General features: G+C 52.6%; 25 protein-coding genes, 1 tRNA gene and 2 pseudogenes. 27 read left to right on the plus strand and 1 reads right to left on the minus strand.

What is annotated here, in order from left to right:
* The first annotated feature begins 1 nt into the window (after position 1).
* From L379_RS25570 to L379_RS0123920, 15 genes and pseudogenes are all read left to right on the plus strand, one after another.
* Positions 2 to 694, plus strand: a complete 693-nt coding sequence (locus tag L379_RS25570; RefSeq protein WP_032652801.1) for a hypothetical protein — start codon at positions 2 to 4, stop codon at positions 692 to 694.
* Entirely contained in the window at positions 694 to 996 is a 303-nt protein-coding gene (locus L379_RS17010) for a hypothetical protein (protein ID WP_032652803.1), read from the plus strand. Before L379_RS25570 ends, L379_RS17010 begins: the two co-directional genes overlap by 1 nt.
* Before the next feature lie 45 nt (positions 997 to 1,041).
* Positions 1,042 to 1,260, plus strand: coding sequence for a hypothetical protein (locus L379_RS17005; RefSeq protein ID WP_032652805.1), 219 nt, complete (start codon positions 1,042 to 1,044; stop codon positions 1,258 to 1,260).
* A 37-nt stretch (positions 1,261 to 1,297) separates the two neighbouring features.
* Positions 1,298 to 1,546 (plus strand): annotated as a pseudogene (locus tag L379_RS0123910) (DNA polymerase III subunit theta).
* Positions 1,543 to 1,815, plus strand: a complete 273-nt coding sequence (locus L379_RS17000; protein WP_032652806.1) for a hypothetical protein — start codon at positions 1,543 to 1,545, stop codon at positions 1,813 to 1,815. Before L379_RS0123910 ends, L379_RS17000 begins: the two are co-directional and overlap by 4 nt.
* A 190-nt stretch (positions 1,816 to 2,005) precedes the next feature.
* Complete coding sequence (locus L379_RS16995) at positions 2,006 to 2,461, plus strand: YbcN family protein (RefSeq protein ID WP_032652808.1); 456 nt, start codon at positions 2,006 to 2,008, stop codon at positions 2,459 to 2,461.
* Entirely contained in the window at positions 2,461 to 2,631 is a 171-nt protein-coding gene (locus tag L379_RS16990) for a NinE family protein (RefSeq protein ID WP_032652810.1), read from the plus strand. Before L379_RS16995 ends, L379_RS16990 begins: the two co-directional genes overlap by 1 nt.
* Complete coding sequence (locus L379_RS16985) at positions 2,624 to 3,235, plus strand: recombination protein NinG (RefSeq protein WP_032652812.1); 612 nt, start codon at positions 2,624 to 2,626, stop codon at positions 3,233 to 3,235. Before L379_RS16990 ends, L379_RS16985 begins: the two co-directional genes overlap by 8 nt.
* 296 nt (positions 3,236 to 3,531) lie before the next feature.
* Positions 3,532 to 4,221, plus strand: a complete 690-nt coding sequence (locus tag L379_RS16980) for a bacteriophage antitermination protein Q (protein WP_032652813.1) — start codon at positions 3,532 to 3,534, stop codon at positions 4,219 to 4,221.
* Between the two features lie 474 nt (positions 4,222 to 4,695).
* A tRNA-Arg gene (locus L379_RS16970) sits at positions 4,696 to 4,771 on the plus strand.
* A 188-nt stretch (positions 4,772 to 4,959) separates the two neighbouring features.
* On the plus strand, positions 4,960 to 5,265 hold the full coding sequence (locus L379_RS16965; RefSeq protein ID WP_122008274.1) for a phage holin family protein: 306 nt from the start codon (positions 4,960 to 4,962) through the stop codon (positions 5,263 to 5,265).
* Positions 5,252 to 5,692, plus strand: coding sequence for a lysozyme (locus L379_RS16960; protein WP_032652815.1), 441 nt, complete (start codon positions 5,252 to 5,254; stop codon positions 5,690 to 5,692). Before L379_RS16965 ends, L379_RS16960 begins: the two co-directional genes overlap by 14 nt.
* Entirely contained in the window at positions 5,689 to 6,159 is a 471-nt protein-coding gene (locus L379_RS25575) for a lysis protein (RefSeq protein ID WP_032652817.1), read from the plus strand. The genes L379_RS16960 and L379_RS25575 overlap by 4 nt, the downstream gene beginning before the upstream one ends.
* Before the next feature lie 40 nt (positions 6,160 to 6,199).
* On the plus strand, positions 6,200 to 6,727 hold the full coding sequence (locus L379_RS16950; RefSeq protein WP_032652818.1) for a hypothetical protein: 528 nt from the start codon (positions 6,200 to 6,202) through the stop codon (positions 6,725 to 6,727).
* 93 nt (positions 6,728 to 6,820) lie between these two features.
* A pseudogene (locus L379_RS0123920) lies at positions 6,821 to 7,039 on the plus strand (hypothetical protein).
* Between the two features lie 139 nt (positions 7,040 to 7,178).
* Here L379_RS0123920 and L379_RS16945 read toward each other — a convergent pair.
* Positions 7,179 to 7,616 carry a hypothetical protein gene (locus L379_RS16945; protein WP_032652820.1) on the minus strand — a complete coding sequence of 146 codons (438 nt, stop codon included), beginning with the start codon at positions 7,614 to 7,616 and terminating at the stop codon, positions 7,179 to 7,181.
* Between the two features lie 26 nt (positions 7,617 to 7,642).
* On the opposite strand from L379_RS16945, the gene L379_RS16940 reads away from it, so the two are divergent.
* From L379_RS16940 to L379_RS16885, 12 genes are all read left to right on the plus strand, one after another.
* Positions 7,643 to 8,215, plus strand: coding sequence for a terminase small subunit (locus L379_RS16940; RefSeq protein WP_023296432.1), 573 nt, complete (start codon positions 7,643 to 7,645; stop codon positions 8,213 to 8,215).
* Positions 8,202 to 9,674 carry a phage terminase large subunit family protein gene (locus L379_RS16935; RefSeq protein WP_032652822.1) on the plus strand — a complete coding sequence of 491 codons (1,473 nt, stop codon included), beginning with the start codon at positions 8,202 to 8,204 and terminating at the stop codon, positions 9,672 to 9,674. Before L379_RS16940 ends, L379_RS16935 begins: the two co-directional genes overlap by 14 nt.
* 11 nt (positions 9,675 to 9,685) lie before the next feature.
* Positions 9,686 to 11,134: a DUF1073 domain-containing protein gene (locus L379_RS16930; RefSeq protein ID WP_032652824.1), complete on the plus strand. Its 1,449-nt coding sequence runs from the start codon at positions 9,686 to 9,688 to the stop codon at positions 11,132 to 11,134.
* The gene (locus L379_RS16925) at positions 11,070 to 12,062 is read left to right on the plus strand and encodes a phage minor head protein (RefSeq protein ID WP_032655556.1); all 993 of its coding nucleotides are present in this window, start codon (positions 11,070 to 11,072) and stop codon (positions 12,060 to 12,062) included. Before L379_RS16930 ends, L379_RS16925 begins: the two co-directional genes overlap by 65 nt.
* Before the next feature lie 50 nt (positions 12,063 to 12,112).
* The gene (locus L379_RS16920; RefSeq protein ID WP_032652826.1) at positions 12,113 to 12,598 is read left to right on the plus strand and encodes a hypothetical protein; all 486 of its coding nucleotides are present in this window, start codon (positions 12,113 to 12,115) and stop codon (positions 12,596 to 12,598) included.
* Positions 12,599 to 12,673: 75 nt separating this feature from the next.
* A complete protein-coding gene (locus L379_RS16915) occupies positions 12,674 to 14,035 on the plus strand; it encodes a hypothetical protein (RefSeq protein WP_032652828.1) in 1,362 nt (453 codons plus the stop codon).
* On the plus strand, positions 14,035 to 14,496 hold the full coding sequence (locus L379_RS16910; protein WP_032652830.1) for a hypothetical protein: 462 nt from the start codon (positions 14,035 to 14,037) through the stop codon (positions 14,494 to 14,496). Before L379_RS16915 ends, L379_RS16910 begins: the two co-directional genes overlap by 1 nt.
* Positions 14,493 to 15,548, plus strand: coding sequence for a major capsid protein (locus tag L379_RS16905; protein WP_032652832.1), 1,056 nt, complete (start codon positions 14,493 to 14,495; stop codon positions 15,546 to 15,548). Before L379_RS16910 ends, L379_RS16905 begins: the two co-directional genes overlap by 4 nt.
* Positions 15,549 to 15,580: 32 nt before the next feature.
* Entirely contained in the window at positions 15,581 to 15,823 is a 243-nt protein-coding gene (locus L379_RS16900) for a hypothetical protein (protein WP_032652834.1), read from the plus strand.
* A gap of 2 nt (positions 15,824 to 15,825) precedes the next feature.
* Positions 15,826 to 16,206 carry a DUF7370 family protein gene (locus tag L379_RS16895; RefSeq protein WP_032652836.1) on the plus strand — a complete coding sequence of 127 codons (381 nt, stop codon included), beginning with the start codon at positions 15,826 to 15,828 and terminating at the stop codon, positions 16,204 to 16,206.
* Positions 16,206 to 16,379 carry a hypothetical protein gene (locus L379_RS16890; protein ID WP_032652838.1) on the plus strand — a complete coding sequence of 58 codons (174 nt, stop codon included), beginning with the start codon at positions 16,206 to 16,208 and terminating at the stop codon, positions 16,377 to 16,379. The genes L379_RS16895 and L379_RS16890 overlap by 1 nt, the downstream gene beginning before the upstream one ends.
* Positions 16,379 to 16,729 (plus strand): hypothetical protein, encoded by a 351-nt coding sequence (locus L379_RS16885; protein ID WP_032652840.1) that lies wholly within the window; start codon positions 16,379 to 16,381, stop codon positions 16,727 to 16,729. Before L379_RS16890 ends, L379_RS16885 begins: the two co-directional genes overlap by 1 nt.
* Positions 16,730 to 16,951: the final 222 nt, after the last annotated feature.

A 16,951-nucleotide genomic window follows, 5' to 3' on the forward strand; every position in this document is an offset into this window, starting at 1 on the left:
CATGAGCACTATTACCAGAGAACAGGCTCAGAAAATTATTGAAGCAGCCGATGAGGTTATTACCGCGCTGGCCGGAACTAACGAGGATGTTCACCCTGAGAGCGATAACATGCTCCGCCTGTGGGATGACCTTAATGACCGTTACGCGCCGCCGGAAGTTGTGCGTGAACTGGCGCGTATCGCGCTGGCATCGCTCGAAGCAGAGCCGATAGGAGCTTTCCACATCTCTGAACAGCAGGTAGGCGGAACCACGGATTACATCAAGGATGGCGAGTGGCCCATTGATGACGGTGTTATTGAGGTCTACACCGCCCCGCCAGCGCCGGTAACTTTGCCTGACTTGAAAGAGCTTGAGGCGATTCTCGACTGGATTTTGATGCTTCCATGCCCAACACCAAAGGCAACACATTTCGCTAAGCGTCTCGCAGTGGTGATAGATACATGCCGCGCCGCCATGCTTCATGGTGCCGCTGGCAACTCTCCGGCGATTCCGGATGGGTACGCACTGGTGCCGGTTGAGCCGACGGAGAAGATGGTAATCGAAGGCTTCGAGTCTGAGCCAGACGAGTTCTTTAGCGATGCAAAAGTGTGGGAGGCTTACGACGCCATGAGTGGATGTCAGCAGGCGGCACACCGTGCAAAATTGTGCTGGGCGGCGATGCTCGCAGCAGCACCGCAGCAGGAGGTTAAGTGATGGCTAACCTGCAATTGGCAGTTAACGGTGAATACTTCGACCAGATGAAGCGCGGGGAGAAGGTTGAAGAGTATCGCCTGGTTAATCCGTACTGGTGCCGCAGGCTATCTCAAGGCCATAATCAACAGTTACCGCGGCGCTTTGACCGATTGATCATCACGAAAGGCTATCCAAGAAAAGACGATTGTGAGCGTCGGATTGACATCCCGTATGCTGGATACGAAGTGAAGGTGATCACACATAAGCACTTTGGTCCCGAACCGGTGAAAGTATTCGCCATCAGGGTAAATATTTGTTCATAAACTTTCCTAAACTCATCCTCGCACATAGCAATGAACGAGGGTGATATGAAAGCTAAATACTTGGTCATAATCTCTACAGATGAAGAGCAATATGATTTCGAAACTGTAATTGAGCGAGGAGATAGAATTAGCGACGAGGAACTAATTGCTGCACTTTCACCTGAAGCGGAACGTTATCTTGAATCACTTGGAAATGAGGGCGCTTATGGAAAGCGTAGGCAGTTCAGAAGTCTTAGTTACAATTTTTTAGGTTTCATTGATTAGTGCCCTATAATCCCCTCAAGTCAACGAGGGGATTTTTATGTCGGATTGGAACATTGCAGCAAAGCCGCAGGATGATCGCGACAAGGTTAACGTTGATCTTGCAGCCTCTGGCGTGGCGTACAAAGAGCGCCTGAACATGCCGGTTATCGCTTAAGTGGTGATGCGTCAGCAGCCCGAGCATTTGCGGGATTACTTCCTTGAGCGACTGAAGTTTTATCGTGAAAAGTCGATAACTTTACCGAGAGGTAGCGATCCGGTTTACCTGAAACAGGAGGATGGAAAGTGAGTGATTTATATACCGAGATTGATGATCCAGATTTTATTCAAGTCATTGCTGAGCAGTTTTATTTATATATTCAGACCACAGATGATGACGTTGTAGTTAGTGATTTCCAGATAACCACTGGCCAGAGTGCAATCGAGGTTGCTGACAGAATGGTAGAGGTTATCACCAGCCAGGAATACCCTCAGCCTCGAAGTATAAGCCACGACGCAACCGCTGGCAGAATGCATGATGGATACCCAATCTTCACACTCTCTGCCGAGAAAAAATAATAGCTTTGCAGCTTTGATTTTTGATAATCAACCCGCCATAATCATGTCATCGGAGCCTGAACAACTCCGGTGACTTCTGCGCATTTAAGGGGACTTAAATGCGACCACAATCTGAACTCCTCACCTTGTCACAGATGCTTAGCGGCACCTGCGATTTTCTGCATTCTGCGGTTTCCGTTAAGGAGGCCGCATGACTCTGCCCGTAGACGGTATCAAACTCCATCGCGGCAACTTCGCGGCCATCGGACAGCAGATTCAGCCATTGCTCGATGCCGAACAATGTTTCCGCCTTCAGGTTAAGCCGTGGCGCGAGAAACGCAGCCTGTCGCAGAACAGCCTTTCACATTTGTGGTATGGCGAAATTAGCGGCTACCTCATCGCTCGCGGTAAGACTTTCGCCACGCCAGAGTGGGTCAAGGACGCGATGAAGCACACCTATCTCGGATACGAAAGCAAAGACAGGGTAGACGTCGTGTCCGGAGAGGTGACCACGGTTCAATCGCTCCGCCATACCGCCGATCTGGAAACCGGCGAGATGTACATCTTCCTGTGCAAAGTCGAAGCTTGGGCGATGAATATCGGCTGTCACCTGACCATCCCCCAAAGTTGCGAGTACCAGCAACTGCGCGATAAGCAGGAGGCCTGATGTCTACTCCACTTTCCCGCGTCATTACCAACGAAATCTTCCGCGTTCCGGCGCGCCGACAGCGCAAGCCCGCGGTTAAGCCGTCCGACATCCCGACCCTGAAAGGCTACACCGCCCGCCTGGTGGATCAGAAATGGCTGCGTCTCGCGGCACGGAGGAACCATGCGTAAACCATCCCGCCGTAAGTGCAAAGTATGCGGAGAATACTTCGTGCCGAAATTCCACGATATCCGGATCCGCTGGTGCTGCCCGGAGCACGGCGCAATCCTCGCGATGGAAGAGCGCGAAAAAGAGAAGGTGAAGGCCGCGGCTAAGCGCATCAAAGAGCAGAAAGAGGCCGAGAAGGCAGGTCGCCAACGGCGCGCTGCGCGGCGTAATGAGCTGAAGCCGCTCCGTCACTGGGTGCAGATGACTCAGCGCGCCTTCAACGACTGGCGTCGCGAAATGCTGCTTGCTGCCGGCTATGGCTGCATCTCATGCGGCACTAAGAGCGCTTTTGTATGGCATGCCGGACATTACCGCACCACGGCGGCTGCACCTCAGTTGCGCTTCAACCCAGATAATTTGTGGTTACAGTGTCCAGTCTGCAACGTTCATAAATCAGGGAACATCGAGGCCTATCGTGCAGCCTTGGTCGAACTGATCGGTGAAGAACGCGTACTGGCCCTCGAATCCAACAACGAAAACCACCGATATACCCGCGAAGAACTGGACGGCATCCGCGCCAAAGCCAGGGCAGATCTTCGCGCACTGAAGCAGCAGGAGGCAGCGTGAAGACATTCACTCCAGTTGAAGCGAGAAGGTTCGTTGCCAGCACCTGGTACGAAACAACGCAGCTTTCGAAAAGAGAAAGGCTGTATGCGAAAGCCCGCGAGCTGATAAGCGGCGATCGAGCGGAAATTATCTGCCAGACAGATAACCCTGAATACAGAAAGTCAGCACGGGAGTGGTGGAATCATGACCAGAGCTGATTTCGAAAAGTACCAGGCCGAAAGCGTTAAGCGCGCCAGCATGCCGCCAGTAGCAAAGCACAGCCATACCAAAACCAACCAGCCACATAAGGAAGCCGCATGAACAGTCAGCAACTGGAATACGTACGTCAGCAGATCATGGTGGCGACCGCAGATCTGAGCGGGGCGACGAAAGGGCAGCTGGTAGCTTTCGCCGAGAACGCGCAATTCACCGCGACGGTGCGCAGCCGGGGCCGGAAGAAAATCACCGACCCGGTCACCGGCCGGAAAGTTAACCCTGACGGCCCGCCGATGAGCGGCAACCAGTCCCGCGCTAAGGGATCATCCATCGCGCTGGTGGGCCCGTTGGAGTTCGTTACGGCATCCTGGCGCCGTGCTGTCCTGTCTCTGGAAGAACATCAGAAAGCGTGGCTACTGTGGAACTACAGCGAGAACACCCGCTTTGAATACCAGGTGTCGATCACGCAGTGGGCGTGGGAAGAGTTCCGGGAACAGCTCAGCACGAAGAAAGTGGCCGGCAAGACGATGGAACGCCTGAAGAAGCTTATCTGGCTGGCGGCGCAGGACGTGAAAGCAGAGCTGGCGGGGCGGGAAACGTATGAATACCAAGCGCTGGCGGAACTGGCGGGCGTGGCTAAATCCACTTGGACAGAAACGTATTTGCCTCATTGGCTGGCTATGCGCAACAACTTTAAGCGACTCGATAGCGGTGCGCTTATCTCTGTAACGCGATCACGTTCACAACAAAAGGCGACAAATTTAGATGTAAGTCTTGCTAAACCGAACTGAAACGCATATATTTCATGTAAATCTGATATCGTCGCCATAGCTTCGTAGGTCGACAAAGAATTAAGAGCCTCGCCACCGTGCGGGGCTTTGTTTTTTGTGCTTTATATAAACCAAGTGGTCTTTAAAAGTTAATAATCTTTTTTTACTTATGTAAAATATGGCCTCCAGTGAAAACAGAGAGGCCTCATCATGAAGAACTTCCAGCTTTATGTTGGCGGCACTAACAACATCACCTATCGTTACGAAATCAGAAAGGTGGATGATGCTTTTAGTGTTCGAATATTCAACGTCAAAAACAAGTTGCACAAAGAGGTCGGTTGTAAGTCGCTTCGCTTTGTGTCAGCTCATGATGTTATCGATGAGTGCACATCGCATTACAGGAGGCACGCTGAAGGCCTAAGAGGCTTTTTGCGTGGGCTCAAAATGTGGTGAATGTGCAACTCAACAAACAGGTCGCTCAGGCGGCCTTTTTTATTGCCTGTAGCTCAGAGGAAAGAGCACCCGCCTTCTAAGCGGTTGGTCGCTGGTTCGAATCCAGCCAGGCGAGCCAATACCAGCCAAGGTATTTACGGCCAGAGAGCCGACATTGCCTTACCCTCATCTTCCCGGCCTGTCGCCGGGTTTTTTATTCAGGCCGCAGACAATCAATTCCATATGCCACGTAGCTATCGTGTCTGACGGCCTTTCCCCACTACACAAACAGCACCCCGTTCTTTCGGAGGTGATATGGCTAAACGTATGCAAGATAAAGAAAGCATTGCCGGAGTGTCATGGCTGATTGTCCTTGCTCTGTCATGCTGGGGCGGCCTGGTCCGATACCTTATTGACGTTAAACAGAACAAAGCCACCTGGAGCTGGATCAACGCGCTGGCACAAATTGCAGTGTCCGGCTTTACCGGTCTCATTGGTGGCCTGATCAGCGTTGAAAGTGGTCTGAGCCTTTACATGATCCTAGTTACGTCTGGCATTAGCGGTGCAATGGGCTCCGTGGCACTGACGTACTTCTGGGAACGCCTGACGGGGATGAAGAATGCAAACCAGTAATAAAGGCATTGACCTGATCAAGCAGTTCGAAGGTTGCAAGCTCACCGCGTACCAGGACAGCGTCGGAGTGTGGACGATTGGCTATGGCTGGACTCAGCCTGTCGACGGCAAACCAATCCGCGCTGGGATGACGATTAAGCAGGAAACGGCTGAGCGCCTGCTGAAGACCGGACTGGTCAGCTATGAAAATGACGTGTCCCGTCTGGTTAAAGTCGGTCTGACTCAGGGGCAATTCGACGCCCTGGTGTCGTTCACGTACAACCTCGGCGCCCGGTCACTGTCGACATCTACTCTTCTGCGAAAACTCAACGCCGGAGATTACGCTGGCGCTGCCGATGAGTTCATGCGCTGGAATAAAGCCGGTGGCAAAGTCCTGAACGGTCTGACCCGTCGGCGTGAGGCGGAGCGCGCTCTGTTCCTGTCGTGATTGGCGCGCTGCTAAGGCGTTACTGGTTGCAGTTGCTGGTGTTGGCGGTAATCGGCGTGCTGGTGTTCTTCGTGAACCACTACCGCGATAATGCCATCACCTACAAAGACCAGCGCGATAAGGCTACCGAACAGCTCAGCCTTGCGAGCGCCACAATCAAAGACATGCAGACGCGCCAGCGTGATGTCACTGCACTGGATGCTAAATACACTGGAGAACTGGCTGATGCCAAAGCCACTATCGATCAGCTTGAGCGCGATGTTGCTTCTGGTAAACGTCGGTTGCAGCTCAACGCAAGCTGTCCCGCGAACGGAGCGACCAGCACCGGCAGCCTGGGCGATGCTTCCAGCCCCGGACTTACTGACTCCGCTGAACGGGATTATTTCACCCTCAGAGAGCGAATCGTCACAGTGACGAAGCAGGTCGGCTATTTGCAGGAATACATCAAAGAGCAGTGCTTAAATTGATTGAATCAAGTAAAATCACCTTGATAAATTAGGGGTGATTATGGACGAAAAACAAATTGCATTAGAGGCTATGTTGGCAGCTAAGGACTCTGCACATTGGGCGTGGTGGACAATGGCTGCGACTATATTCAGTGTTCTGATTTCCTTGGGTACTCTAGGTATGGCTTTCAGCGCCTTGGATACTTGGCGTCAGCAAGAGATGTTAAAGCTGAAGATGGAATTCAAGAGGTCTATTCTTGAATTAATTTATGCTATGGACTCTATGCCAAGAAATTGGTCTTATCATCAGATCAATTTAGCTCGGGCAAGGTTACAAGCATCGCCTGAGGTTGCAAATAGAGTTGCTGACCCTGCGCAGATATACATCAATAAAATGGCTCTCAAGGATGCATTCAGTGGCTCAACCAAAGCATGGATCATGTGTGAACATCTCTTCTCTGAAACAGAGATCGAAGTCTTATGGAATAAGTTTCGAGGTGAGTTTCGAGATTACATAATGAGGGGCGGCGATACCAATCGCCTTGCAGGCATTCTCGAATCACTAAATGTAAAACTAAAGGTTTTATAAATCTAACCACCCTCGGGTGGTTTTTTATTGCCATCACCATGAGTAGCCTCATCGTAATGGCATTATCCCCATAAGCGGATAAAGAGGCTCTCAATGTCCGATATCTACCAAATCACCCTGACCACCCAAACAGGCGAAACCTTCACGGGCAAGATGTCACGACGTCAGCCTGAGCTGGTAAACGGATTTGTGCCGCTGGCGACTGAGACGGGCGAGTGATTGTATTTCGCTCCGGCTGATGTGAAGCGCGTGCAGTTCACGCCAGCACCGGCAGAGCAGACCGAACAGCCAGAAGAACAAGCAACGGAGTAACGAATGAGCAAACCGGACTGGGAGGCCGTCCAGTTATCTTGCTGGATTGGTACATAGAAATCTTACTCCTGAATCATGGACTGATTAAGAATCGAGCATGATGGGGCGTGGGTATAACCCAAACCCCAAGACACTTTCATCATAAAGAAATCAGTTTTTTCGCTGAGGCGGATTTAACAATTGATCCAAAAAATGTCGCTCCGATACTTTCAAACTCAAAATCAATTGGTTTATTCGTGCCAGGCAAACCCACATGTAAGTGACCTTGAGTATCCAAATAGTATGTCTCGATATCTAATGCCTTTTCATCAACTTCACTTGAGAACCGAACTTCTGCAACAGGAAGCTTCTCTAGAAAGACAATTCTAAAATTAGACCAACATTTAAAATGCAATGCAGGAATGCTAAAAGCGATTTCTTCATTCTCATTGATTTCAATCAGGAACTGAGTTTGCAAATGTCTACTCTCATGCCAGTGATCATGAATCTCCTGCTTGAAGTCTGCTGCTTTTTTTTCGAGATATGCACGATAGTCTTTAAGGCTTGAAATCACATCACCAACAGTTAGCTCGTTCATATAGCACCTTAATATTTGGATAATAAATGGCACTCACCGACAAGCAAGAAATGTTCTGTCGCGAGTACCTCATCGATTTAAACGCCACGCAAGCGGCTATTCGGGCGGGGTACAGCGCAAAGACAGCTAACCGCACTGCGTCCGAAAACCTGTCAAAACCTGACATCCAGTCCAGAATTGCCGAACTTAAAGCGCAACGCAATGATCTGGTTGGCATAAATGCGACATATGTCCTGAATCGTCTGGTTGAGATTGACCAGATGGACGTGCTCGACATCCTCAAAGACGACATGAGTCTGAAGCCAGTAAGCGAGTGGCCTTCATCCTGGCGAAGATATTTGAGCGGCTTCGATGTGGCTGAGATGTTTGAAGGCCGTGGGGAGGAGCGTGAGATGGTCGGGCTGCTCAAGAAAATTAAGTGGCCTGATAAAGTCAAAAACCTCGAACTGCTCGGGAAGCACATAGATGTGATGGCTTTCAAAGAACAGGCCACTCATGAGCATACAGGCAAGAACGGTGGGCCAATCGAAATGGCTACGCTGACCAAGGAAGAGTACAAGGCTGCCCGGCGGGAGATGTTGGAGGATGACGACTGCTGAGCAAAGGGCATTTGCCCGTAAGGTTGAATGCGAAGAGGACGGGCTCTATTACGCTCGATACTTCTTCAAGCAGCGCACCGGCGGCAAGATGATTGTCGCTCCTCACCACAAGGTGATTCAGCAGACGTTGGACCGCGTCATTGATGGTGAGATTCAACGCCTGATCATCAACGTACCGCCTGGCTACACGAAAACGGAACTGGCGACCATCAATATGATGGGCCGAGGGCTGGCGCTGAACTGCCGGGCCCGTTTCATGCACCTGTCCTATTCGCATAACTTGGCGCTGCTGAACTCATCCACAGCGCGCGGCATGATTAAGTCGCAGGCATACCAATCCATGTGGCCGATGGCGCTGCGCGATGACGCTGACAGCAAGGCCATGTGGTGGACTGAGCACGGCGGCGGCGTTTATGCGTCGTCAGCTGCTGGACAGGTTACCGGCTTTCGTGCCGGACACATGGAACCTGGCTGGCAGGGCGCGCTGATTATCGATGACCCGGTTAAGCCAGATGACGCTTACTCAGAGATCGTCCGAGACGGGGTAAACAGCCGTTTTAACGAGACAATCAAATCACGACTGGCGATCGAGACGACGCCGATGATTGTCATCATGCAGCGGATCCACTACCACGACCTGAGCGGCTATCTGCTGCGGGGCGGGAGTGGTGAGAAGTGGCATCACCTGAATCTGCCGGTGATTATCGACAATAGCCAACCATACGCTGCGCAGTATCCTGAAAACTCGCACGCTATACCGATTGACCATGGACTGCCTGATGGCTGGTTGTGGCCGTTTAAGCACAATGAATCGCACCGCGTATCGCTGTTCTCTCACAGACGCACTGCCGAAGCTCAGTACATGCAGAACCCGAAACGCTTCAATGCGGAGGGAGCGTTGTGGAACGAGGAGATGATCAGCGCCGCACATGCGATGCGGATCACTCAGGAGTTGGCACGTACGGTAGTGGCAATCGACCCGCAGGCCACCAACAGCGAAGAGAGTGACGAATCAGGGATTGCCGTCGCCAGTGTTTACGGTACTGGTGATGAACGGCAGTACAGCCTCGATGCGGATTACAGTGGGAAGTATTCACCCAACGGCTGGGCTACTAAGGCCATTGAGGCTTATGAGCAGCACGAAGCTGATGCGATCGTCATTGAAACCAACCAAGGTGGCGATATGGCAGAGGACACGCTCCGCAACGCCGGTTTCGGCGGACGCATCATCCGGGTGCATGCCAGCAAGGGCAAATACGCTCGCGCAGAACCCATCTCCGCGCTATATGCGCAGGGCCGGGTCGCTCACCGTGGCAGTCTCTACGAGGTTGAAAACCAGTTCATGGAGTACGTTCCATCGACAGCGAAGAAATCACCTGACCGGCTTGATGCCGCGGTATACGCACTCACCGAATTATCAGAACCACAATCAACCGGCATGTTGGTGCGCTCGCGCTGACGGAGGACACCGTGAACGAAAGCGAAAATAAACAACTCGCCACGAACGCCAGCATCGACCGCGAGCGGATGCGTTACGTCAACGCACTGTTCAATGGCACCAGTAATACCAAGCGCAAGCGCCTGTATCAGGAGTTTGGGTACCCGCAGGATCTCTGCTTCGATGACTTTTACCGGGCGTACCGCCGCAATGCCATCGCTGGCGCCGCAGTGGCGCGCATGGTTGATGGTTGCTGGGAGGATTACCCGGACGTTTACGAAGGCGACCAGACTAAGGATGCCACACAGCAGACAGACTGGGATAAGCGGGTCAATAAGCTGCTTAAACGCTGCTGGAAGCAGATTAAGGGCGCTGACAAACGTAACCTAGTGGGCCGTTACTCGGCTCTGCTCATCCAGGTTAAAGACAGTAAGCCATGGTGGGAACCTGTCGATAAGGCGATGGTCGGCAGACTCCAAGAAAGGGCGCTCGTCAGGCTAATCCCGGTCTGGGAGGCTCAGCTCGACCCTGTCAGTTATAACGAGGACCAGAACAGCGAGGACTACGGTGCTGTTAGCATGTACTCATTTACCGAGATACCGGTTCAGCAGCAACGCAGTGGCCAGCCCGGGCGAATCATCAACGTTCATCCTGATCGCGTCATCATCCTGGCGGAAGGTTCAGATGATGGAAGACTGGATTCCGGCGAGTCTCTGCTGGAAGAGGGCTTCAACAAGCTGATGGATCTTGAGAAGGTATCAGGCGGCGCGGCGGAGGGGTTCCTGAAGAATGCCAGTCGGCAGCTCAATTTTAACTTCAGCGCCAAGACAAGTTTTGCGCAGCTGGCAAGAGCACTGGGCGTTAGCGAGGCGCAACTCTCTGAAGGGATGGATGACCAGGTTCGTCGCCTGAATGACAGCACAGATAGCGCCGTCATCATGCAGGAGGGCGATACCAGCGTGCTTTCCGTGGCAGTTGCCGACCCGGAGCCAACATGGCGGACTGCGCTCAATGAGTTCTGCTCCACAGTGCCGATCCCGGTGAAGGTGCTGGTGGGCATGCAGACAGGAGAAAGGGCCAGCACGGAAGATGCGAAGGACTGGGCAAAAACCCGTATGAGCCGACGCAATGGCTTCCTGACCGAAGCAATCACTGAGGTGGTTACCCGCTTCTGGACGCTTGGTTTCATTCCTCCAGCCAGCGGCGAAGAAGTTACAGTGGGATGGTCCGATCTACTGGCGCCGAGCCAGGCAGAGAAGATTGCCAACATGGACAAGCTCGCGGACGTGGCCGTGAAGTCGACGAACGCGTTTGGCCGCTCAGCAATCACCGAAAACGAGATACGCGCGGCGGGCGAACTGCAAGCCCTGCCTGAACTTGATGATGAGGTGCCGCCAGATGGCAACCAGCCAAAACCTGATCCACTGGCCGACCCAGAATCAGAAGCCGAAAAGTCCGGTGATACCACGGTCGAAAGTTGACCCCACGATGTCGCGCAAGTCCGTTAGCAAGATGGAGCGTGACATTGAGGGTCGGTATTACGCGATAAAGGTGGCGCTTAAAGCTCTGTTCGATCAGCGCCTGACTGGGAGAGAGCGAGAGGTAAACAGCCATAACTGGCACTTCCTTTGCCATGACCACGGCGAGGATGTGCGGCTCTACCAGGTAAACGCCGGCAAGTTCATCTACGACATGTCGGCGCAGGAACTGGCGGACCTGCTGGAGGCGGTGCAGTCGGTTCTCGACGATTACCTGCTGGAAGGTGGCGAGCAAAACCTGTGGGCGATGGATTACGTCGTCGCAGAAGCGCAGCGCGGCACGCTGGAGGCTTTCAATAACCTCTCGCAGCAGTCGCAGGTTTACGCCAGCCAGACGACGCTACAGCAGCTTTTAAGCAGTCCCGGCTATCTGAATCAGATAGCGGCGACCAGGCTGACAACGTTCAGTGACTGGAAGGTGATCAGCGACACCGCCCGCGGCGATTTGACCAACATCATCACCGATGCGGTAGCTCGCGGCGTTAATCCTCGCGACACGGCCAGCGTCATCAGCAAGCGCCTTGATGTATCGATGTCGAAGGCCAAGACCATCGCTCAGACTGAGCAGGTCGGCGCTCTGCGTGAAGCTCAATGGAATGAAACGGACTGGGCTTCCGAGAGGCTCGGGCTGAACACTGGTCTTCTCCATCTTTCTGCGCTGAAGCCTACCACCAGGACAACGCACGCATTCTGGCATGGAAAGGTTAGAACCGTGCAAGAGGTTCGCGACTGGTATGCAGTCGATGGTAACAAATACCACTGCTACTGCGGTCAGATTCCGGTACTGCTCAACGACGACGGCAGCATATTCAACGAAGGGATTGCTGAGAAATTGGAGAAGGAGCGAAAACAATGGAAAAATGGTAGTTGAACCAATGTTTTTTTCTAGACATATTAAAGCCCTACACACAGGAGAATAATATGTCGTTATATAATCGCGTTCAAAAAAAGTTAACAGAATACAAAGAAACTGAACAACGTTACTGGGACGATCTCAAGGCGCGCCTTACTCTATTCAAGCCTAAACTTATTGATTATCTTGGCGTTGAAGGTATGGAACTTTGTGATGATCATGATAAAAATAAGTACCCTATCGTCTTGGTTGGCAACAAAGTTGGCGAAGAAGTTGAAGATGAATTAGTAAGAAATTTTGAAAAAGTAGATGGCCAAAAGCCCAGCTTACGTTTCTTTGTTCAGATAAACCTTTCAAAATACAATAGTGAAATTTATGTGAAGTCGGAGATATTTGAATGTCTTTTCTGGGGGAAAGACGATGGCTACACTATGGTTATCTGTGGGGAAAGCGTTGGTTGCAGGAAAGTTACGGATAAGACAGATTTTACCAATGCCTTTGATTTTATTGTCAAAAAAATTGAAGAGTCTGTCGATACAGAGCGATTTTTATAATCAGTTAATATGAACAACAGAAGGTCGCCACGGCGGCCTTTTTTAATGCCTGAAATCCACCAATGAGGACGTAACGTGAAGCTATCCAGCATCCACGTTAAATCCCTCGCCATCAACGCCTCCAACATCTCAACGACCACCATCAACGGCCAGGAACACTACGTCATTCGTGGTGCGGTCCCGATCGTCGATGACATCGTGATGAATGGTGGCCTGTACCCGGCGGAGGAGATTAACAACAGCTACCAGACGATGGAGCGCAAGTTAATGCCGATCGGCCACCCGATGGTGAACGGCAAATACGTCAGCGCCAACGACCCGCAGGCAGTCAACGATTACTACGCCGGGGCGTGGGCTCAGAACGTCAGCAAAGCCAACGACAAGGTCGTGATGGACGTTTACGTAAATAAGGCTGTGGCAGACACCAAGCCTGACGGTAAGCGCCTTATCCAACGCCTGGACGACATGATTTCCGGCAATAACGCCGACCCGATTCATGTCTCTACTGGTCTGCTGCTGAACAAGGAGCAAAAGGCCGGTGAGTCGAAGCAGAAGAAATACTCCTGGGTCGCTCACAACATGCAGTTCGACCACATTGCAATCCTGCTCGACGAGCCGGGTGCCGGTACGCCGGATGAAGGCGTCGGCATGTTCGTCAACGCTGACGGGCAGGAGGCCGATGTTGAAGCGACGAGCCTCATCGATGCTGCAAACAGCATGAAAGACGGCCTTCTGAACAAGGTGAAGTTCTTCTTCGCCCACAACTCCGACGCCTCATTCGACGAAATATACCAGATGCTGCGCGAGGCTATCCGCGCGCCATCCGGCAGTGATGTCTATCGCTACGTCGTGACAGTCTGGCCGGACAAATTCATCTACGAAGAGGGCAACAAACTCTTCCAGCAAAAATATCTCATCGATGACAGCGAAGTGACGCTGGTCGGCGAGCCTGTAGAAGTCGTGCGCAAACCAACTGAGTACGAAGTCAAAACCAACGGAGATACAAACCCGATGAAAGAGAAGATGATCGCCGCGCTCAATGCCGCAGGCGTTAAAACCGAGGGGCTGTCCGACGATCAGGTCTGGGATGCCTACAACCAGCAGATGCAGAAAAAAGAGGGTGGCGGCGACCCGGGCCAGGCTCAGATCAACTCTGATGTGATTACTGCTGCTGTTAATGCTGCGCTCACCCCGCTGAACGAAAAGCTGAGCAAGCTGGAAACTCAGCTGCAAGCTAATGCCGAAAGCGAACTAAAGACCAAGCGCGATGCGGTTAAAGCGAAATTCTCGTTCATGACCGAAGCAGCGGTTAACTCCCTGTCAGGTGACGCGCTGAACGACCTGTACTCACAGTGCCAGACCAGCACCGGTCTGAACCCTGCATTCCAGGGAAATGGCGCTCAGAGTGAAATCCTTAACATGGAGGCACCTGAATAATGGCTCTCGCACCTCGTTTTCATACCGTAATCGCGGGCCCGGCCCGTAAGAATGACCCGCAGGTAATTGAGGCGATCTGCAAAGTCGCCATTATCCCTGGCTCTCTTGTTGAACTTGATGCAAGTGGGCAATTCATTTATCACGCCACTGCTGGCGGCCCTGGTGTGGCGCTTGCCATGCAGCACAACTATATCGGCGGCGGCGATATCCGAGACGCGGTTCCCGCTGGTGATACTGGCGCGGCGATCATGTGTGAAGACGATGTTGACTACCACATGCGCGTCAAAGCCGGGGAAGTGCTGCTGGAAAATGAAGGACTGATTTCTGCCGGTGACGGCACGCTGGCCAAGTCAACCACACCAGCCACCGACCAGGTCCTATTTTATTCACGCGAAAAAATCACCGTTGGCGCTGAAGCTCAACTCGTGAAAGTTCGCAAATCAGGGAAAGCAACCGCATGAGCATGATCGTATTCAACAAAAAGCTGATCACCGAGCACAACCAGGTGAAGCAGGCATGGAATCAACTGCTTATGCAGCGTGAATCCTTCAATATCAATCAGGGAACTATTGCTGCACAGTACGGCGGCGCGCTGGAAGTTAACCAGGCCGCGCTGATCTCCAAAGACTACTGGCGTGAAGTGGACAACATCACCACCCGAGTCTTCCGTAATGACGAAGGCAACGGCCTGCTGGATGATCTGCTCGGTCTCGGTACGCCGATCTCTATCGGCAAAACTGCGGCACTGTATCGCGTTTCCAGTGATGCTGGTAAGGTTCATCGCACACTGACGGGCCACGTTCCGGAAGAACTGGATAAAGTCATCTACGACGAAGCCGGTGACCCCATTCCGATCTTCAACACTGGCTACAGCCGTGAATGGCGTGAGTGGAACGGCATGCAGTCAGAAAACCTTGACGCAATGGCCGATGACCAGGAAGCGCACGTTGCAGCCATCCGTGAGGATATGGCCGACTATATGCTTTCTGGTGACGCGAAAGTGAAGGTGAAAGGCTATGTTGGCGCAGGTATCACCAACCATGCCAATACCAACCAAGTGGATCTGAGTGCATCCGGTCTGAATATTGACCTGACCACCTCAACTCCTGATGAATCAGTGGCATTCTTCACCGGCCCGTTCGCCAAACTTCTGGATGATAACTACGTGCAGGAGAAGGTTAAGCTGTGGGCATCGCCTGACATTATGCGCAACCTGAACCGACCATATTCAGATGCCGCTGGCTTCAAAGAAGGCACCGTGCTGGAGTACATCCTGCGCTACGGTCGCATCGAGTCGTTCAACCAGACCTTTAAGCTGACCGGTAACCACTTCATTGCCTACGTACGCAATTCGCAGTACATCAAGACGCGCATCGCCGCGCCAGTGGGTACCTTCATGATCCCGCGTCAGAATCCGTTCGACAACTACAACACTCTGGTCTGGAGTGCTGTCGGTCTTCAAATCAAGCGCGATTTCAACGGTCGCTCTAAAGTGTTCAACGCACAGGGTTAAGGGGCTTCGGCCCCTTCTCTACGGGAGAGAGCATGAAAAAGTTGAAGGTCGAGAAGACTGGCTGCTGGGGAACAATTAACGGCGTATTCCAGCAACTGCCAGTAGGTCATGAGTTTGTTGCGATTGACGTTCCACCGGCTTTCGCTGGTCGCGTATCGGTGGTGGGCGAAGTCGAAGAGCAAGAGCTTGAAGTTGCCACGCCAGGTGCCGACGATAAACCTTCAGAGCAGGCAGAGCAGGCAGGAACCACCGCTAAATCAAAAAAGGCGAAATAACCATGGCAACCCCGCTTACGCCAGAAGAAATTAAAGGCTTCCTCGCTGAGTTGGGTTACTCCATCCCGGGCGCGCTGCTGGAGCCGATTCTCTGCGTGGTTAACAAAATCATCCCGTGCCTCGACGGCGCAGGGCATGACGAGTGCACCTCGAAGCTGATCCTGATGTATGCAGCAGCACTTATGGCTACGTCGTCCGGCGCACGCCGCATCAAATCGCAGGGTGCGCCGTCTGGTGCGTCCCGCTCGTTTGAGTACGGTGATGACAGCATTACCTGGCTGCGCGACTCGCTGGCCCGTCTCGATACCAGCGATTGCGCCAGCGAGTTGCCGATCAGCGCCGGAAACAGTGTCGGCCTGTTCATGGTGGTCGGAGGCTGCTGATGACGTACAAATCAGTTAAGCACGGGCTACCTCGTTCGTTTACCCGCGTATGGGTTGAAACCGACACCGGACGGGAAACTACCGGCTACGTGAAATCGGATGGCGAGTGGCATATCAACTGCGCGCGCATCCGGGCGACTGGCGCGAAGGTGCTGCGCTGGAAGGAGGGCTGATGTCATCGGTAGCGAACTGGTCATATACCGCCACGGCGACTATCTGGCGAAAGCTGGAAGGCAATGATGAATACGGCGATCCGCTTGGCTATGCCGAACCTGAGCAAATCCTCTGTGATTATGAGGGCGGCCTCAGCAAGAAGTTAGCCAGCCTTGGCGCTGAAATCGTTGTGAAGAATACCGTCTGGACGGAGTTCGCGCTGGCGGCCGCCGGTGATTACCTGATGATTGGCGTTTCGACAGAACCCGACCCGGTTATGGCCGGTGCCGACGAGGTGCGGCAGGTTATCCGTTACGCCGACACGTTCGAGCGCCTGGCTGATGATTATGCCGTCATTACTGGGATTTGATAAACCTGTGTAATAATGGACAAAATTCATTAAACGGAATGGCGTGTGATGGGGTTTGATTACTGGCTGGTAATAGGGTGCTCGCTCCTGTTCGGCCCGATTGCTTTAGTGGAGGCTGTCGCATACGTAAGGCGGGGGATTTACACTAAAACATTCAAAGGGACTAGGCGGAGAGAATACATTCACAAAAACATGCAGCCAATGGAGTACTGGTTTAGTGTG

Source organism: Enterobacter sp. MGH 33, from assembly GCF_000534535.1.
Classification (GTDB): Bacteria; Pseudomonadota; Gammaproteobacteria; order Enterobacterales; family Enterobacteriaceae; genus Enterobacter; species Enterobacter hormaechei_C.

Bases quoted from the DNA above. Each gene is read 5' to 3' on its own strand.
- L379_RS25570 (WP_032652801.1), top strand. From the start codon at position 2: ATGAGCACTATTACCAGAGAACAGGCTCAGAAAATTATTGAAGCAGCC.
- L379_RS17010 (WP_032652803.1), top strand. From the start codon at position 694: ATGGCTAACCTGCAATTGGCAGTTAACGGTGAATACTTCGACCAGATG.
- L379_RS17005 (WP_032652805.1), top strand. From the start codon at position 1,042: ATGAAAGCTAAATACTTGGTCATAATCTCTACAGATGAAGAGCAATAT.
- L379_RS16995 (WP_032652808.1), top strand. From the start codon at position 2,006: ATGACTCTGCCCGTAGACGGTATCAAACTCCATCGCGGCAACTTCGCG.
- L379_RS16990 (WP_032652810.1), top strand. From the start codon at position 2,461: ATGTCTACTCCACTTTCCCGCGTCATTACCAACGAAATCTTCCGCGTT.
- L379_RS16985 (WP_032652812.1), top strand. From the start codon at position 2,624: ATGCGTAAACCATCCCGCCGTAAGTGCAAAGTATGCGGAGAATACTTC.
- L379_RS16980 (WP_032652813.1), top strand. From the start codon at position 3,532: ATGAACAGTCAGCAACTGGAATACGTACGTCAGCAGATCATGGTGGCG.
- L379_RS16965 (WP_122008274.1), top strand. From the start codon at position 4,960: ATGCAAGATAAAGAAAGCATTGCCGGAGTGTCATGGCTGATTGTCCTT.
- L379_RS16960 (WP_032652815.1), top strand. From the start codon at position 5,252: ATGCAAACCAGTAATAAAGGCATTGACCTGATCAAGCAGTTCGAAGGT.
- L379_RS16950 (WP_032652818.1), top strand. From the start codon at position 6,200: ATGGACGAAAAACAAATTGCATTAGAGGCTATGTTGGCAGCTAAGGAC.
- L379_RS16945 (WP_032652820.1), bottom strand. From the start codon at position 7,616: ATGAACGAGCTAACTGTTGGTGATGTGATTTCAAGCCTTAAAGACTAT.
- L379_RS16940 (WP_023296432.1), top strand. From the start codon at position 7,643: ATGGCACTCACCGACAAGCAAGAAATGTTCTGTCGCGAGTACCTCATC.
- L379_RS16935 (WP_032652822.1), top strand. From the start codon at position 8,202: ATGACGACTGCTGAGCAAAGGGCATTTGCCCGTAAGGTTGAATGCGAA.
- L379_RS16920 (WP_032652826.1), top strand. From the start codon at position 12,113: ATGTCGTTATATAATCGCGTTCAAAAAAAGTTAACAGAATACAAAGAA.
- L379_RS16910 (WP_032652830.1), top strand. From the start codon at position 14,035: ATGGCTCTCGCACCTCGTTTTCATACCGTAATCGCGGGCCCGGCCCGT.
- L379_RS16905 (WP_032652832.1), top strand. From the start codon at position 14,493: ATGAGCATGATCGTATTCAACAAAAAGCTGATCACCGAGCACAACCAG.
- L379_RS16900 (WP_032652834.1), top strand. From the start codon at position 15,581: ATGAAAAAGTTGAAGGTCGAGAAGACTGGCTGCTGGGGAACAATTAAC.
- L379_RS16895 (WP_032652836.1), top strand. From the start codon at position 15,826: ATGGCAACCCCGCTTACGCCAGAAGAAATTAAAGGCTTCCTCGCTGAG.
- L379_RS16890 (WP_032652838.1), top strand. From the start codon at position 16,206: ATGACGTACAAATCAGTTAAGCACGGGCTACCTCGTTCGTTTACCCGC.
- L379_RS16885 (WP_032652840.1), top strand. From the start codon at position 16,379: ATGTCATCGGTAGCGAACTGGTCATATACCGCCACGGCGACTATCTGG.